The organism is Actinomadura rayongensis (assembly GCF_009831215.1).
GTDB classification, from domain to species: Bacteria; Actinomycetota; Actinomycetes; order Streptosporangiales; family Streptosporangiaceae; genus Spirillospora; species Spirillospora rayongensis.
Map to the genome: position 1 here is coordinate 1,079,172 of NZ_WUTW01000001.1, position 16,530 is coordinate 1,095,701.

The window sequence follows — 16,530 nt, forward strand, 5'->3', positions numbered from 1 at the left end:
CGCGTCCGGCTCAGCCGACTCAGTCCGCCGGGTCGCCGGTCCAGGAGTAGCGGTGCTCGGGACGTCCCGTGGACCCGTACCGCAGCCGCACCGACACCCGGCCGTCCGCCGCGAGGTCGGCGAGGTAGCGCTGCGCGGTGGCGCGCGACAGGCCGAGCCGGTCGGCGATCTCGGTGGCGGTCGTCGGCCGTCCGGCGGTCCGGACGGCGTCGCCGACGAGCCCGGCGGTGTGCGCGGACCGGCCCTTGCGGGCGCCGGAGTCGAGCCGGTCGCCCTGGTGCAACAGCCGGACGGCCCGGTCGATCGCGCTCTGGTCGAGCGGACGGCTCCCGTCCAGATGGGCGCGGTACCGGGCGTAGGCGGCGAGCCGGTCGGCGAGGTCGCGCTGCGTGAACGGCTTGACCAGGTAGTTCACCGCGCCGCCGGCGAGCGCCCTGCGGACGGTCGCCGCGTCCCCGGCCGCCGTCAGCATGATCACCTCGCAGCCGAGCGCGCCGATGATCTCGGTGCCGGACGTGTCGGGCAGGTACTGGTCCAGCAGCACGAGGTCGGGCCGGTCCCGGCGGGCGGCGCGCAGCGCGGCGGCGGCCGTGTGCGCGATCCCGACCGTCTCGAAGCCGGGGACGGCGGCGACGAACCGGGCGTGCAGGTCCGCCACGCGGTAGTCGTCGTCCACGACGAGGACGCGGATCATCGGGCCTCCTCCAGCGCGGCGGGCGCGCGGCCCGTCCCGGGCGGGACGGCGACCGCGCCGGGCAGGCGCGCCGCGAACGTCGCCCCGCAGCCGGGTCCGGACGCCCGGTCGAGCGTCACGTCCCCGCCCCGCGCCCGCGCGACCTGCCGGGCGAGCGCCAGGCCGATGCCGTGCGGGCGGTCCCGGTCGGCGCTGGTGCTGAACCCGTCCTCGAAGACGCGGTCGCGGGCGCCCGCGGGCACGCCGTCGCCGCTGTCGGCGACGGCCAGGTGCAGGTCCGCGCCCGCGCCGAGCACCGAGACCTCCACCCACGCCGGACGGCGGCGGCCCCGGCGCGCGGCGGTGACGGCGTTGTCGGTGAGGTTGCCGAGCACGGTGACGACGTCCAGGGGCTCGGCCAGCGGCTCGGGCAGATAGGACTCGGGGGCGAGCCGCAGCCGGACGCCGTGCTCGGACGCGACGGCCGTCTTGGCGGCGAGGAGACCGCGCAGGTAGGGGTCGCCGAGCCGCGTGTCGGCGCCGTCCTCGGTCGCCAGCGGATCGTGGGCGAGGTCGTGCAGGTAGGCGAGCGCCTCCTCGACGTGCCCGAGCCGCAGCAGCCCGGCGAGGGCGTGCAGGCGGTTGGTGTACTCGTGGGTCTGGGCGCGCAGCGCGTCCGACAGCGCCCGGACGACGCCCAGCTCCCGGGTGAGCTGGTCGAGTTCGGTTCGGTCGCGCAGGGTCAGGACGTGCCCGAGGTCGTGCGCGCCGTGCGCCACGGGTCGGGCCGTCACCACGAGGACGCGCTCCCCGGCGACCATCTGCGCCGCCCGCTCGGCGCGCCGCTCGGCGAGGGTGGCGCGCAGGCGGGGCGGCAGGCCGGCGTCGGCGAGCGGGGTGCCCGGCGCGGGGGCGTGGCCGAGCAGCCGCGCGGCGGCGTCGTTGCACACGGTCACCCGCCCGTCGCGGTCGACGGCGAGGACGCCCTCGTCCACGCAGTGCAGCACGGCCTCCCGTTCGCGGACGAGGTCGGTGAGGTCCACCGGCTCCAGGCCGAGGGTCTGGCGGCGGAGGCGGCGGGCGAGCAGCACCGTGCCCGCGCCGCCGGGCAGCAGCGCGAGGACGAGGAACAGCGCGGCCAGCCGGAGCAGGGCGCCGGACCGGCCGCTCACCTCGGCGGCGTCGATGCCGACGCTGACCTCGCCGACGATCCGCCCGTCCGCGGCGCGCAGCGGGACCTTGCCGCGCGCCGAGTAGCCGAGCGTCCCGCGCTCGGTCAGCGCGACCTCGCGTCCGCGCAGCGCCTCGGACGGGTCGGTGCTCACCGGCTGCCCGATGCGGGACCGGTCGGGGTGGGAGAAGCGGATGCCCCGGGCGTCGGTGACGACGATGAACAGCGTCCCGGTGCGGGCGCGCGCCGCCTCGGCCGCCGCCCGGACGAGCGCCGGGTCGCCCCGCAGCACGCCGGTCGCGAGCCGGGGTCGCTCGCGACCGCCAGCGTCCGCTGCTGGTACTGGTGCCGCATCTCCGACCGCAGCAGGACCGCCATGAGGGCGAACCCCGACCCCACGACGAGCAGCAGCACCGCGAGCTGGAGCAGCAGCGCCCGGGTGGCGAATCGGGGTGACCTGCGCAACATGCAAAGAAAGGAATGCCCGTATCCACCAGCAGGGGCAGGACAAGACACGCAGAACGGGCGTTATGCCTCTTTGTCAAAGAAGCGACATAAGGAAGGCCCGGCGGGAAAGGCCCGCTTACCGCCCGGACCATGTCGGAGACCACCGAGGCGAACGCTATACCCGAACGGCGCCGCGATCGAGCTGCGCGTCGCCACCAAGAGCATTCCCGCCCACGGGGGCGTCGAATGCATAGCCGACCGCGACGTCGACCAGCCCGTCGCGCCCGACGAGTTCGTCAGCGTCGTCGGGCCCACCGGCTGTGCCAAGTCGACGTGCATGTCGCTGATCTCCGGGCTCGCCGCCGCGACTACAGGGGACATCCGCGTGAACGGCGGGCCCGTTCGGGGCATCCCCGGCGGGCTGGGTTACATTTCCTGCTGCCGCAGCGGACCATCTCGGACGAAATCGCCGCAAACCATCGCTGCCTGGGCGCCTCCCGGTCGGCCGCCCGTGAGGAGGCCCGCGACTGGGTCCGGCAGCTCGGGCTCGGCGGCTTCGAGCGCTACTTCTCGCAGCAGCTCTCCGGCAGCATGTGCAAGCGGGTCACGCTCGCCCTGGCGCTGATCAAACGGCTGGCGACCCTGTTGATGGGCGAGTCGCTCGGCGCCTTGGCGTCCAGACCCATGAGTGTTCTAACGAACCCCGTGATTCTGCCGGGACCTGGCCGATAGCGTGGGCGTGTGCAGCTCCGGTACAACTTCCGTGTTTATCCGACGCCTGACCAGCGGGAAGCGCTGGCTCGGGCGTTCGGGTGCGCGCGGGTGGTGTTCAACGACGGCCTCCGTGCTCGTCAGGACGCGCACGCGGCAGGGCTGCCCTACATCTCGGACGGGGATCTGTCCAAGCAGGTGATCACCGAGGCGAAGAAAGCGCCGGGCCGGGCATGGCTTTGCGAGGTATCAGCCGTCGTCTTGCAGCAGGCTTTGGCGGATCTCAACAGCGCTTACCGGAATTTTTTCGCGTCCGTGAGCGGGAAGCGCAACGGTCGGAAGGTCGCGCCGCCTCGGTTCCGGTCTCGCAAGGATTCTCGGCAGGCAGTCCGGTTCACGCGCAACGCCGGTTTCGCGGTGACGGCGGGTCGCAAACTCCGGCTCCCCAAGATCGGGGACGTCCCGGTCCGCTGGTCGCGCGCGTTGCCGTCCGAACCGTCGTCGGTGACGGTGGTCCGGGACGCGGCCGGACGATATTTCGCTTCGTTCGTGGTCGATGCCGGTCACGAGTCGCTGCCGGAGACGACCGGCGAGGTCGGTATCGACTTGGGTTTGACGCATTTCGCGGTGCTGTCGGACGGCCGCAAGGTCACCAACCCCCGGATCCTGCGACGCGCGCAACGGCGTCTCCGCAAGGCGCAAAGAGCACTGTCGCGCAAGCAGAAGGCCAGCGCGAACCGGGCCAAGGCCAGGGCCCGGGTGGCGAGACTCCACGCCCGCGTGGCCGACACGCGCCGCGACCACGCACACAAGCTCTCCACCGCGTTGATCCGCGACAACCAAGCGGTCTACACGGAGGATCTGAGCGTGGCAGGTCTCGGACGCAGCCGATTGGCCAAGAGCGTCCACGACGCGGGTTGGGCGCAATTCGTTGCGATGCTGGAGTACAAGGCGAAGCGGTACGGGCGGACCTTCGGCCGGATCGGCCGATTCGAGCCGACGTCGCAGGTCTGTTCGGTGTGCGGGGCCAAAGACGGCCCGAAGCCGCTGAACGTCCGCGACTGGACGTGTCCCGCGTGCGGGACCGTCCACGACCGCGACGTGAACGCGGCAAGAAACGTGCTGGCCGCCGGACGGGCGGACAGGGTAAACGCCTGTGGAGCGCAGGTAAGACCGGAACTCGTTCCGGCACCGCGCCGCGAAGCAGGAACCCTCTCCCCGCCCACGCCCGCACGGGTGTAGCAGGGGAGAATCCCCTCTTTTTGAAGGGGAGGACGTCAAGACCACACCGTCGATCTCCAGACCAAGGGCAAGTGCATCCAGAGCGTCGTGCAGTTCGCCGACGTGCCCGGGGAGGCCGAGGTCGTCGCCGCCGGGAAGGCCGGGGCGGTCGCCAAGCCCGCCGACTTCGCGGGCAAGCGCCTCGGCGTGACGAGTTCGGGCTCGTCCACCGACTTCCTCACCCAGGCCCTCGCCGCGACCGCCGGGCTCACCCAGAACGACTACACGACGGTGAAGGCGGGCGCCGGACAGACGTTCGTCGCCGCGATCGAGAACGGCGGGATCGACGCCGGGATGACCACGGACCCGACCATCGCGCGGCTGACGTCCACCGGCAAGGGCAAGGTCCTGCTCGACCTGCGCACCGAGGAGGGGACGCGCGCCGCCCTCGGCGGCCTGTACCCGGCCAGTTCGCTCTACATGGACTGCGCCTGGGTGAAGGCCAACCCGAAGACCGTCCAGAAGCTCGCGAACGCGTTCGTCGCCACGCTCGGCTGGATCAAGGGGCACTCGGCCGCCGAGATCGCGGCGAAGATGCCGCCCGAGTACGCGGGGGGCGACCCCAAGCTCTACGAGAAGGCCGTCCACGACTCGATGGGGATGTTCACGCCCGACGGGATCATGCCGGAGGACGGGGCGAAGAACGTCCTGAAGGTCCTCTCGTCGTTCTCGCCGAACGTCAAGGGCAAGGCCGGGACGATCGACCTGTCGAAGACCTACACGACCGAGTTCGCGCGCAAGGCCGCCGCGAAGTCCTGAGCACCCGGGCGTCCCGCCGCCGGCGGGACGCCCGACCTGTCGGAGAGCGTGACCGCGGACCGCGCCCTAGGATGGGACGAAATAGCTCTCGCCAAGTTCGGGCCATGAGGCGCCTAGCACTGCCTCTGGCCTGGGGAAACTCCATCCAGGAAACGGTTCGCACATGTCCGCGATCACCCGTGCCGAGGTCGCGCACCTCGCCCGGCTGTCCCGGCTGGCGCTCGGCGACGACGAACTCGATCGTCTCGCCGCCCAGCTCGACCAGATCATCTCCGCGGTCGCGCGGGTGCAGGAGGTCGCCGCGGAGGACATCCCGCCGACCTCGCACGCCCTGCCGCTGACCAACGTCTACCGGCCCGACGAGGTCCGCCCGTCGCTGGCGCCGGAGCAGGCGCTCGCGGGCGCGCCCGCCGTGGAGGAGCAGCGGTTCCGGGTCCCGCGGATCCTGGACGAGGAGGCGTGAGCGTGAACGAGCTGGTCGGCAGGACCGCCGCCGAACTCGGCGCGCTGATCGCGGCGGGGGAGACCTCGGCGGCCGAGGTCGCCGACGCCCACCTGGACCGCATCGCGGCCGTGGACGGCGCGGTCGGCGCGTTCCTGCACGTCGATCCGGACAACGTCCGCGCGCAGGCCCGCGCGGTGGACGAGCGCCGCGCGGCGGGCGAGGAGCTGGGTCCGCTCGCGGGCGTCCCGATCGCGCACAAGGACGTCTTCACCACCACGGACATGCCCACCACCGCCGGGTCGAAGATCCTGGAGGGGTGGCGTCCGCCCTACGACGCGACGATCACCGAGCGGCTGCGCGCGGCGGGCCTGGTGATCATCGGCAAGACGAACATGGACGAGTTCGCGATGGGCTCGTCCACCGAGAACAGCGCCTACCAGGTCACCCGCAACCCGTGGGACCTGGCGCGGATCCCGGGCGGCTCGTCCGGCGGGTCGTCGGCGGCGGTCGCGGCCTACGAGGCGCCGCTGGCGACGGGCACCGACACCGGCGGCTCGATCCGCCAGCCCGCCGCCGTGACCGGCATCGTGGGCATGAAGCCGACCTACGGCGGTTCGTCCCGGTACGGCGTGATCGCGTTCGCGTCGTCGCTGGACACCCCCGGCCCGTTCGCCCGCAACGTCCTGGACGCGGCCCTGCTGCACGAGACGATGAGCGGCCACGACCCGCGCGACTCGACGTCCATCGACCGGCCCGTCCCGCCGGTGGTCGAGGCCGCCCGGCGCGCGGACGTCGCGGGCCTCACGGTCGGCGTCGTCAAGGAGTTCGCCGGGTCCGGCGGCGACGACGGCGTCACGGCCCGGTTCACCGAGGCCGTCGCGCTGCTGGAGTCGCTCGGGGCGAAGGTCGTCGAGGTGTCGTGCCCGCACTTCACCTACGCGCTGCCCGCGTACTACATCATCGCGCCGTCGGAGGTGTCGTCCAACCTCGCCCGGTTCGACGCGATGCGCTACGGCCTGCGCGTCGGCGACGACGGGACCCGCAGCGCCGAGGAGGTCATGGCGCTGACCCGCGCGGAGGGCTTCGGCGCCGAGGTCAAGCGCCGGATCATGCTCGGCACCTACGCGCTGTCGTCGGGCTACTACGACGCCTACTACGGCAAGGCGCAGCAGGTCCGGACGCTCGTCAACCGCGACTTCGACGCCGCCTTCGAGCGCGTCGACGTCCTGGTCTCGCCGACGACGCCGTCCACCGCCTTCCCGATCGGCGAGCGCGCCGACGACCCGATGGCCATGTACCTGGCCGACCTGTGGACGATCCCGTCCGACCTGGCGGGCAACGCGGCGATCTCCGTCCCGTGCGGCCTCGCCGACGACGGCCTGCCCGTCGGCCTGCAGATCATGGCGCCCGTCCTCGGCGACGACCGCGCGTACCGCGTCGGCGCCGCCGTGGAGCGGGCGCTCGAAGACCGCTGGGGCGGCCCCCTGCTGGCCAAGGCCCCCGACCTCGCGGAGGCTGCCCGATGAGCGCGCCCACGGTGACGACGTACGACGCGGCGCTGGCGAAGTACGAGCCGGTGCTCGGCCTGGAGACCCACATCGAGCTGGGCACGGCGTCCAAGATGTTCTGCGGCTGCCGGACGGACTTCGGCGCCGACCCGAACACCCAGGTCTGCCCGGTGTGCCTGGGCCTGCCCGGATCGCTGCCGGTCACCAACCGCGCGGCGATCGAGGGCATCATCAAGATCGGCCTGGCGCTGAACTGCGACATCGTGGAGTGGTGCCGGTTCGCCCGGAAGAACTACTTCTATCCGGACATGCCGAAGGACTACCAGATCTCCCAGTACGACGAGCCGCTGTGCGTCGACGGGTACCTGGAGGTCGAGGTCGAGGGCGAGACGTACCGGGTCGAGATCGAGCGCGTCCACATGGAGGAGGACACCGGCAAGTCGCTGCACGTCGGCGGCTCCACCGGCCGCATCCACGGCGCCGACTACTCGCTGGTGGACTACAACCGCGCCGGGATCCCGCTCGTCGAGATCGTCACCCGGCCGATCACCGGGACCGGCGACAAGGCCCCGCTCGTCGCCCGCGCGTACGTCACCGAGCTGCGCGAGCTGGTCCGCGCGCTCGGCGTCTCCGACGTCCGGATGGAGCAGGGCTCGCTGCGCTGCGACGTCAACGTGTCGCTGATGCCGCGCGGCGCCGCCGAGTGGGGGACGCGCACCGAGACCAAGAACGTCAACTCGCTGCGGTCGGTGGAGCGGGCCGTCCGGTCGGAGATCGAGCGGCAGGCGGGCGTGCTGGACGCGGGCGGGAAGATCGTCCAGGAGACCCGGCACTTCCACGAGGACACCGGCACCACCACGTCCGGGCGCAGCAAGGAGGAGGCGCAGGACTACCGCTACTTCCCCGAGCCCGACCTCGTCCCGATGGCGCCGTCGCGGGAGTGGGTGGACGAGCTGCGCGCCGCGCTGCCCGAGCTGCCCGCCGCGCGCCGCCGCCGGGTGCAGGCCGAGTGGGGCCTGTCGGACCTGGAGCTGCGCGACGTCGTCAACGCCGGCGCCCTCGACCTCATCGAGGAGACGATCACGGCGGGCGCGGACGCGGGCGCGGCGCGCAAGTGGTGGATGAACGAGCTGTCGCGGCGCGCCACCGCGCTCGGCGTGGAGCTGGCCGAGCTGCCGATCACGCCGGTGCAGGTCGCGCGCGTCCAGGCGATGGTCGCGGCGGGCGAGCTGAACGACAAGCTCGCCCGGCAGGCGTTCGAGGGCGTCCTCGCGGGCGAGGGCGAGCCGGACGAGGTCGTCGCCGCGCGCGGCCTGAAGGTCGTGTCCGACGACGGCGCGCTCGGCGCCATCGTGGACCAGGTGATCGCCGACAACGCCGCCGTGGCCGACAAGGTGCGCGGCGGGAAGGTCGCCGCCGCGGGCGCGCTCGTCGGCGCGGTGATGAAGGCCAGCCGGGGCCAGGCGGACGCGGGCCGCGCCCGGGCGCTGATCCTGGAGAAGCTCGGCGTGTCCTGACCGGCGCGTACCGCGAGGAGTCCCGTGGCGGTCGCCGGGCCGCCACGGGATTTCCGCCCGGACTGTCGGGGGCGGCGGCTACGGTTCCCGCATGGCAGTCATTCACCCCCCGTTTCCGTCCGTCCCGGACGGGCTCCCCGCGGGCGTTGTCGTCCGCGCGTGCGACGGATTCACCGAGCCGCGCTGGGCGGGCCGCCCGATCCTGTGGCTCACCGCGGACGAGCTTCCCGACGCGTCCGGGCTGTGGACGCGGCTCTACGGCGAACGCGAGAAGACCGGCCTCTACCCGCTGCTGCTGAGCGGCCTCAGCGGCGACACGACGCGGCCGTGGCTGGCCGAGGAGCTGGGCTTCGTCCCGGTCGACGACGTGGACGAGGTCGATCCGGGCGAGGCGCTGGCCGAGCTGTGGGCCGAGTACCTGGAGGACGACGGCCCGTCCGGCGCTTGGCCGGGCCTCGCGGCGCCCGGAACGATGGCGGGCGACCCCGACGAGGAGGCCCGCGAGCTGGCCCTGTTCCTCGGCGAGAAGCGGCGCGTCGGCCTGGTCCCGGTGGACCGGGGCGCGGACGCGCTCGCCATGTCGGGCTGGGACGGCCCGTGCAACCACACCAACGCCATCGGCGACCTCGCGGCCGTCGTCCGCTCCTGGGAGGACCGGTTCGGCGCGCGGGTCGTGGAGGTCGGCTTCGACACGCTGAACCTGTCGGTCGCGGCGCCGCCCGCGACGGTCGAGCACGCCCGCGCGGTCGCCGCCGAGCACTACGCGTTCTGCCCGGACAACATCGACCAGAGCGGCCTCGGCCTGGACGCGTACGCCGACGCGCTGGTCGACACCCGCTGCTGGACGTTCTGGTGGGATTGACCAGCGAAAGGGCGTGATGTCCGTCGCTGTGCGGTTCGGTGGCCCTGGCGGATCGGTACGGTCCACGGCCGCGCTCTCTGGCCCATGATCAGGGGGTTTGCCCGTCGGCGGGCGGTTCCGCGCCGCCCTTTGTCGCCGGGTGGAGGCTGAGCCTCAATCGCACCGTGACCTACGGAACGTACGGTGAACATCACGGTGATCCCGCACCGCAGCAACGGCGCTGGTCCGGCCTCGCGCGGTCCGGGACCGAGCGACCGCGCCACCGCGCCGGGCACGTCCACCCGGCTCCGGACGTTCGTCCGGGCGCCGGGCACGAATCACCGACAAATCCACCACCAGTCCCGCGAACGACCGTGGGACGCCCCTTCCCCGAGGGGCAGGAAGGGACACGAGGCGCGATGAGCGGCGGCTTTCCCAGGCGGGCACCGCGCGGCGCGGTGCCCGTCGCCCTGGTCGCCGCCGCGGCCGTCGTGTACGCGCTCGGCTCGGTGCTGGAGTGGGGCGGCGTCGCGTTCCTCGCCTGGACCGAGGCCGTCGCGGCGGGCGCCGCCGCCGCGTCCCTGCTGCTGGCCTCCCGGCGCCGTCCCGGGCCGCCGTCCGACGACCCCGAGCCCGCGCCGCCGCCCGTCCCGGCCAAGGCCGTCGCGCAGGCCGTCGCCGAGCCCGGTCCCGTCGGGGTGTTCCGGCGCGGCCTGCGGGCGGGGATCCCGCGCTTCGGCGGTGACCGGGCGTCCGGGGACCCCGAGCCCGCCGCGCCGCACCCGCGCCGCACGTCCTGGCGCTGGTTCGGGCTCGGCGCGGCGGCGTGGTGCGCGGGCGCGATCGGGTCGGCGATCTCCGCGACCGTCCAGTCCCGCAGCGCGCTGTCGCTGTCGGCGCCCGACCTGTTCTACCTCGGCGCGGTGATCGCGCTGGTCGCGGGGCTGATCGCGCCGATCCGGCCGCCGCGCGACGCCGGGACGTGGGTCCGCTACGTCGCCGACACCTACGTCTGCGGCAGCGCCCTGTTCGTCCTCGGCTGGGTCGCGCTGTTCGGGGACCTGTACCACCGGTCGGGCGAGTCGGCGTCGTCGTTCCTGCTGGAGCTGCTGTACCCGCTGATCGACATCGTGCTCGTCTGCGGGGCGCTGCCGTTCGTGCTCGGCGCCGCGCGCGGCGGGCGCCGCTCGGCGTGGATGGGCTACGGGGCGCTCGGCGCGTTCGCCGTCGCCGACATCGTGACGACCGTCGTCCGGCTGCGCGGCGGGGACCCGGCCGACGACCCGTCCGACATCCTGCGCATCGCGGGCCTGGCGCTGCTGCTGCTCGTCCCGTGGACGGGCCGCGCCGCCGAGCCCGGCGACCCGGGCGCCCCCGCCGAGCCGCCCGGCCGCATGATCGGCCCGGGCGTGGGCGTCGCGGCGGTGGCCGCGGCGGCGGCGCTGTTCGTGGCGGGCCGCTCGCTGACCGCCGAGCACGGCATGGAGCCGGTCGTGTCGATCGTCGCGGGCCTCGCGACGCTCGTGCTGCTGGCCCGGCTGGCGGCGCTGCTGCGCGAGAACGACGCGCTGCGCCGCACGGTCGCGGCGGGCGACGACGACTTCCGCGCCCTGTCGGAGAGCATCAACGACGCCGTGGTCATCTGCGACACCGACGGCGTCGTGCAGTTCGCGAGCGGCGGCGCGCTGCGGACGTACCGGTACACGCCGGACGAGCTGGTCGGCCGCTCGCTGCACGAGGTCGTCCACCCCGAGGACCTGCCGCGCGTCCGGGCCGCGTTCCTCTCCTTCGTCGGCACCGACCCCGACGCCGACGCCCCCGAGGCCGAGGACGCCGGGCCCGGCTTCGTCCCGCCCGGCTCGATGCGGGTGGCGTGCCGCGTCCGGGCGGCGGACGGCACCTGGCTGCCCACCGAGTCCACGATCTCCCGCTACGGCGGCCTCGGCGCGCCCAGCCTGCTGATCACGACCCGCGACCTAAGCGAGCAGGCCGCCCTCCAGCGCCAGGTCGCGCACCTGACCTTCCACGACGGCCTCACCGGCCTGCCGAACCGCGCGTACTTCGAGGAGCGCACCCGCGAGGTCCTGTCCCGTCCGGACGAGGGACGCGTCGCGGTGCTGTTCGTGGACATCGACGGGTTCACCGCCGTCAACGACTCGGCCGGGCACGCGGCGGGCGACCAGGTCCTCGCGCAGGCCGCGCGGCGGCTGCGCGGCACGGTCCAGGCCGACGACACGGTCGCGCGCTGGGGCGGGGACGAGTTCGCGGTGCTCGTCCAGCTCCCCCCCGACGGCCCGGGCGGCACGGACTCGCAGGCCGCGGTCGAGCTGGCCGAGCGGATGCTGCGGCTGCTGTCGGCCGAGCCGTACCGGGTGGGCGGCAAGGACATCGCGCTGTCGGCGAGCATCGGCATCGCGTTCGCGGGCGACGTCGGCGTCGGCGACGTGAGCGCGGGCGGCGGCGACCCCGACCGGGGGGACGCGGGCCGCAGGCTCCGCCGGGACGCCGCCGACCTCATCCGCAACGGCGACCTCGCGATGGCCCGGGCCAAGGAGCTCGGCGGCGCCCGCGTCGAGGTGTACGCGCCGCACATGCACACCGACGTCGTCCGGCGCCTCGAACTCGGCAGCGACCTGCAGCGCGCCCTCGCCGACGAGCAGTTCACCGTCGAGTTCCAGCCGGTGGTGGAGCTGGCGACGTCCCGCGTGACCGGCGTGGAGGCGCTCGTGCGCTGGTGGCGGGCCGGGGAGTCGGTGCCGCCCGAGGAGTTCATCGCGCCCGCCGAGGAGTCCGGGCTGATGATCCCGCTCGGCGACTGGGTGCTGCGCCGCGCGTGCCGCGAGGTCGCGCGGTGGCGCGAGGAGTCGTTCGAGGTCGGCCTGTCGGTGAACTTCACCGCCCGGCAGATCGCCGCGCCGCGCTTCGTGGAGTCGGTCGCCGAGGCGCTGGCCGAGACCGGGCTGCCGCCGCAGGCGCTGACGGTCGAGGTCCGCGAGGAGGTCCTGGTCGAGGACGGCGGGCAGAACGTCCGGCGGCTGTCGGCGCTGCGCGACCTCGGCGTCCGGCTGGCGATCGACGACTTCGGCACCGGGTACGCCTCGCTGGCCTACCTCGGGCAGCTCCCGGTCGACATCATCAAGATCGACCCGTCGTTCGTGGCGGGCCTCGGCTCGGACGAGACGCTGACGCTGCTGACCGAGACGATCGTCCGGCTCGGCCGCGACCTCGGGCTGACGGTGGTCGCCGAGGGCATCGAGCGGCCCGAGCAACTGGACCGGCTGCGCGCGATGGGCTGCCCGCGCGGGCAGGGGTTCCTGGTGGCCCGCCCGATGACGGTCGGCCGGGTGGAGCCGCTGGTGCGCACCAACCTGCGTCCGGGCCGCCCGCTCGGCGCGGACGGCCTCACCGACGCGGGGGAGCAGGCGGACTCGGCGGCCGGCTCGGCGCTGTCACCCGGCTGACCGGCGGTTTTCGCCCGGACGCGCCCCCGGCGGGATGTCCGTCTCACGAGCTGAGATATTGTGTCCACGGATTTGACCGTGGCGGCGAAGTCGGCGAGAGTGGCCTACGTGCAGAGCAGTCTCAACCTCATCGTAGTACTTGGTCGGCGCGCAGGCTGATCAAGTCTTCACCCCTGCGCGCGCCCCTCGACCGCCATCCGGCGGCGGGGGTTTTTTGTTGGCCGTGCTGCCTCTCCAGCCTCCGCGTTCGGAAGGCCCCACCCCTCCCCAAGGAAACCCAAGGACATGACGACCGAACAGATGACGGGAGCCCAGGCGCTGGTGCGCGCCCTGGAGAACGTCGGCGTCGACACCGTGTTCGGCATTCCCGGCGGCGCCATCCTCCCGGCCTACGACCCGCTCTACGACTCGGTGAAGCTGCGGCACATCCTCGTCCGGCACGAGCAGGGCGCGGGGCACGCGGCGCAGGGCTACGCGATGGTGACCGGGAAGGTCGGCGTCTGCATGGCGACGAGCGGCCCGGGCGCGACGAACCTCGTGACCCCGATCTCCGACGCCTACATGGACTCCGTCCCGCTGGTGGCGATCACCGGGCAGGTCGCGACGTCGCTGATCGGCACCGACGGCTTCCAGGAGGCCGACATCGCCGGGATCACGATGCCGATCACCAAGCACAACTTCCTCGTCACCGACGCCAAGGACATCGGCCGGACGATCGTGGAGGCGTTCCACATCGCCTCGACGGGCCGTCCGGGCCCGGTCCTGGTGGACATCGCCAAGGACGCGCTCCAGGCCACGTTCGACTTCGAGTGGCCCGTCCAGATGCACCTGCCCGGGTACCGTCCGGTGACCCGGCCGCACTCCAAGCAGGTCCGGGAGGCGGCACGGCTGATCACCGGGGCGGAGCGGCCGGTGCTCTACGTCGGCGGCGGCGTCCTGAAGGCGGGCGCGTCGGCGGAGCTGAAGGTCCTCGCGGAGCTGACGGGCGTCCCGGTCGTCACGACGCTGATGGCCAAGGGCGCGTTCCCCGACAGCCACCCGCAGCACATGGGCATGCCCGGCATGCACGGCACGGTCGGCGCGGTCGGGGCGCTCCAGCGCTCGGACCTGCTCGTCGCGATCGGCGCCCGGTTCGACGACCGCGTCACCGGGATGCTGGACACCTTCGCGCCGGACGCCAAGGTCGTCCACGCCGACATCGACCCGGCGGAGATCTCCAAGAACCGGCACGCGGACGTCCCGATCGTCGGCGACGCCCGCGAGGTCATCGCGGACCTGATCGTCGCGGTGCAGGCCGAGCACGACGCGGGCCGGACCGGCGACTACGCGGCCTGGTGGCGGCAGCTCAACGCCTGGCGCGACACCTACCCGCTCGGCTACGACCTGCCCGAGGACGGCTCGCTGTCCCCGCAGCAGGTCATCGAGCGGATCGGCGCGCTCGTCGGCCCGGACGCCTACTACGTCGCGGGCGTCGGCCAGCACCAGATGTGGGCCGCGCAGTTCATCAAGTACGAGCGTCCGGGCGCGTTCCTGAACTCCGGCGGCGCCGGGACGATGGGCTACGCCGTCCCGGCCGCGATGGGCGCCAAGGTCGGCGCGCCCGACACCCAGGTCTGGGCGATCGACGGCGACGGCTGCTTCCAGATGACCAACCAGGAGCTGGCGACCTGCGTCGTCGAGGGCATCCCGGTCAAGATCGCCGTCATCAACAACGGCAACCTCGGCATGGTCCGCCAGTGGCAGACCCTGTTCTACGAGGGCCGCTACTCCAACACCAAGCTGCACACCAACCGGGTCCCCGACTTCGTGAAGCTGGCGGAGGCGTACGGTTGCGTCGGGCTCCGGTGCGAGCGGCCCGAGGACGTCGACGCCGTCATCGCCAAGGCGATGGAGATCAACGACACCCCGGTCGTGATCGACTTCGTCGTCCACCCGGACGCGATGGTCTGGCCGATGGTCGCGGCCGGCACCTCCAACGACGACATCAAGATCGCTCGGGACCTGGCCCCCGAGTGGGAGAACGGAGACTGACCGCGATGACGCAGCACACCCTGTCGGTGCTGGTGGAGAACACCCCCGGCATCCTCACGCGCGTCGCGGCCCTGTTCGCCCGCCGCGGGTTCAACATCGAGTCGCTGGCCGTCGGCACCACCGAGCACCCGGAGATCTCCCGGATGACGATCGTGGTGAACGTCGAGGGCCTGCCGCTGGAGCAGGTCACCAAGCAGCTCAACAAGCTGGTGAACGTCCTGAAGATCGTCGAGCTGGACCCGGGGACCTCGGTGCAGCGCGAGCTGGTGCTCATCAAGGTCCGCGCGGACGCCGAGACCCGCTCGCAGGTGCTGGAGACCGTCCAGCTCTTCCGCGCGAAGGTCGTCGACGTCGCGCCGGACGCGGTGACCGTCGAGGCGACCGGCAACCGCGACAAGCTGGACGCGCTGATCCGCATCCTCGAACCGTTCGGCATCAAGGAGCTGGTGCAGTCGGGCATGGTGGCCATCGGCCGCGGCGCCCGCTCCATCACCGACCGGTCGCTGCGCGCGATCGAGCGCAGCGCCTGACCCCACGGACCCGGCCCGCCCGGCCGCGTGGACCGCACACAACGAAAGGCAGAGCAGCACAGTGGCTGAGATGTTCTATGACGACGACGCGGACCTGAGCGTCATCCAGGGCCGGCACGTCGCGGTCATCGGGTACGGCAGCCAGGGGCACGCGCACGCGCTGTCCCTGCGGGACTCGGGGGTGGACGTCCGGATCGGCCTCCCGGAGGGCTCCAAGAGCCGCGAGAAGGCCGAGGCCGAGGGCCTGCGCGTCCTCACCCCGGCCGAGGCCGCCGAGGAGGCCGACCTGATCATGATCCTGGCGCCGGACCACCTCCAGCGCGGGATCTACGAGAAGGACATCAAGCCCGCACTGGTCGAGGGCGACGCGCTGTTCTTCGGCCACGGCCTGAACATCCGCTACGGGCTGATCGAGCCGCCGGCGGGCGTGGACGTCTGCATGGTCGCGCCGAAGGGCCCCGGCCACCTCGTGCGCCGCCAGTTCACCGCCGGGCGCGGCGTGCCGGTGATCGTGGCCGTCGAGTCCGACGCGTCCGGGAACGCCTGGCCGCTGGCGCTGTCCTACGCCAAGGGCATCGGCGGCCTGCGCGCGGGCGGCATCCGCACCACGTTCACCGAGGAGACCGAGACCGACCTGTTCGGCGAGCAGGCCGTGCTGTGCGGCGGCGTGTCCGAGCTGATCAAGACCGGGTTCGAGGTGCTGATCGAGGCGGGCTACCAGCCCGAGGTCGCCTACTTCGAGTGCCTGCACGAGATGAAGCTCATCGTGGACCTGATCTACGAGGGCGGCGTGTCGAAGATGTACTGGTCGGTGTCGGACACCGCCGAGTTCGGCGGCTACACGCGCGGCCCGCGCGTCGTGACGGCCGAGACGAAGGCCGAGATGAAGCGGATCCTCGCCGAGATCCAGTCCGGCGAGTTCGCCAAGGAGCTGATGGCCGAGTTCGAGGGCGGCCAGGCGCAGTTCGGCAAGTTCCGGCAGGAGCTGGCCGAGCACCCGATCGAGAAGACGGGCGCGACCCTGCGTCCGATGATGAGCTGGCTCAACGACTGACCGTCGGCTGTCGCACCGGGTCCGCCGTTCCCCTCGCCGGGGGCGGCGGACCCGCTGTTTTCGGGACGACACGCACCGTTCTGCATACGCGGTATTGCTCG

11 protein-coding genes and 1 pseudogene are annotated in these 16,530 nt (G+C 73.0%); 10 read left to right on the forward strand and 2 right to left on the reverse strand.

Translation table 11 applies throughout. From position 1 onward, the window contains the following. Positions 1–19: 19 nt before the first annotated feature. On the reverse strand, positions 20–694 hold the full coding sequence (locus GQ466_RS05195) for a response regulator (protein WP_161101587.1): 675 nt from the start codon (positions 692–694) through the stop codon (positions 20–22). Beyond that, positions 691–2,136 (reverse strand): ATP-binding protein, encoded by a 1,446-nt coding sequence (locus GQ466_RS05200; RefSeq protein WP_202419976.1) that lies wholly within the window; start codon positions 2,134–2,136, stop codon positions 691–693. The genes GQ466_RS05195 and GQ466_RS05200 overlap by 4 nt, the downstream gene beginning before the upstream one ends. An 896-nt stretch (positions 2,137–3,032) precedes the next feature. Between GQ466_RS05200 and GQ466_RS05205 the strand changes: the two genes are divergently transcribed. The 10 genes and pseudogenes from GQ466_RS05205 to ilvC all read left to right on the forward strand — a co-directional run bounded on the left by GQ466_RS05205 (position 3,033) and on the right by ilvC (position 16,429). After that, positions 3,033–4,244 (forward strand): RNA-guided endonuclease TnpB family protein, encoded by a 1,212-nt coding sequence (locus GQ466_RS05205; protein ID WP_161101588.1) that lies wholly within the window; start codon positions 3,033–3,035, stop codon positions 4,242–4,244. A gap of 48 nt (positions 4,245–4,292) precedes the next feature. Further along, positions 4,293–5,042: pseudogene (locus tag GQ466_RS05210) on the forward strand (ABC transporter substrate-binding protein); the annotation flags it as partial. A gap of 163 nt (positions 5,043–5,205) precedes the next feature. Further along, positions 5,206–5,505 (forward strand): Asp-tRNA(Asn)/Glu-tRNA(Gln) amidotransferase subunit GatC, encoded by a 300-nt coding sequence (gatC, locus tag GQ466_RS05215; protein ID WP_103563731.1) that lies wholly within the window; start codon positions 5,206–5,208, stop codon positions 5,503–5,505. Further along, a complete protein-coding gene (gene gatA, locus GQ466_RS05220) occupies positions 5,502–7,013 on the forward strand; it encodes an Asp-tRNA(Asn)/Glu-tRNA(Gln) amidotransferase subunit GatA (protein WP_378186635.1) in 1,512 nt (503 codons plus the stop codon). Before gatC ends, gatA begins: the two co-directional genes overlap by 4 nt. Continuing rightward, a complete protein-coding gene (gene gatB, locus GQ466_RS05225) occupies positions 7,010–8,512 on the forward strand; it encodes an Asp-tRNA(Asn)/Glu-tRNA(Gln) amidotransferase subunit GatB (protein ID WP_161101590.1) in 1,503 nt (500 codons plus the stop codon). The genes gatA and gatB overlap by 4 nt, the downstream gene beginning before the upstream one ends. Positions 8,513–8,603: 91 nt before the next feature. Continuing rightward, positions 8,604–9,374 (forward strand): DUF4253 domain-containing protein, encoded by a 771-nt coding sequence (locus GQ466_RS05230; protein WP_161101591.1) that lies wholly within the window; start codon positions 8,604–8,606, stop codon positions 9,372–9,374. A 398-nt stretch (positions 9,375–9,772) separates the two neighbouring features. Next, entirely contained in the window at positions 9,773–12,814 is a 3,042-nt protein-coding gene (locus GQ466_RS05235) for a putative bifunctional diguanylate cyclase/phosphodiesterase (protein ID WP_161101592.1), read from the forward strand. Between the two features lie 195 nt (positions 12,815–13,009). Next, positions 13,010–14,845, forward strand: a complete 1,836-nt coding sequence (locus GQ466_RS05240) for an acetolactate synthase large subunit (protein WP_337193395.1) — start codon at positions 13,010–13,012, stop codon at positions 14,843–14,845. A 5-nt stretch (positions 14,846–14,850) separates the two neighbouring features. After that, on the forward strand, positions 14,851–15,375 hold the full coding sequence (gene ilvN, locus GQ466_RS05245) for an acetolactate synthase small subunit (protein WP_161101594.1): 525 nt from the start codon (positions 14,851–14,853) through the stop codon (positions 15,373–15,375). A 70-nt stretch (positions 15,376–15,445) separates the two neighbouring features. Beyond that, positions 15,446–16,429, forward strand: coding sequence for a ketol-acid reductoisomerase (ilvC, locus tag GQ466_RS05250; protein WP_161101595.1), 984 nt, complete (start codon positions 15,446–15,448; stop codon positions 16,427–16,429). Positions 16,430–16,530: the final 101 nt, after the last annotated feature.

Excerpts from the sequence above, each read along its gene's own strand:
- GQ466_RS05195 (WP_161101587.1), bottom strand. The coding sequence starts at position 694 with ATGATCCGCGTCCTCGTCGTGGACGACGACTACCGCGTGGCGGACCTG.
- gatC (WP_103563731.1), top strand. The coding sequence starts at position 5,206 with ATGTCCGCGATCACCCGTGCCGAGGTCGCGCACCTCGCCCGGCTGTCC.
- gatB (WP_161101590.1), top strand. The coding sequence starts at position 7,010 with ATGAGCGCGCCCACGGTGACGACGTACGACGCGGCGCTGGCGAAGTAC.
- GQ466_RS05230 (WP_161101591.1), top strand. The coding sequence starts at position 8,604 with ATGGCAGTCATTCACCCCCCGTTTCCGTCCGTCCCGGACGGGCTCCCC.
- GQ466_RS05235 (WP_161101592.1), top strand. The coding sequence starts at position 9,773 with ATGAGCGGCGGCTTTCCCAGGCGGGCACCGCGCGGCGCGGTGCCCGTC.
- ilvN (WP_161101594.1), top strand. The coding sequence starts at position 14,851 with ATGACGCAGCACACCCTGTCGGTGCTGGTGGAGAACACCCCCGGCATC.
- ilvC (WP_161101595.1), top strand. The coding sequence starts at position 15,446 with ATGTTCTATGACGACGACGCGGACCTGAGCGTCATCCAGGGCCGGCAC.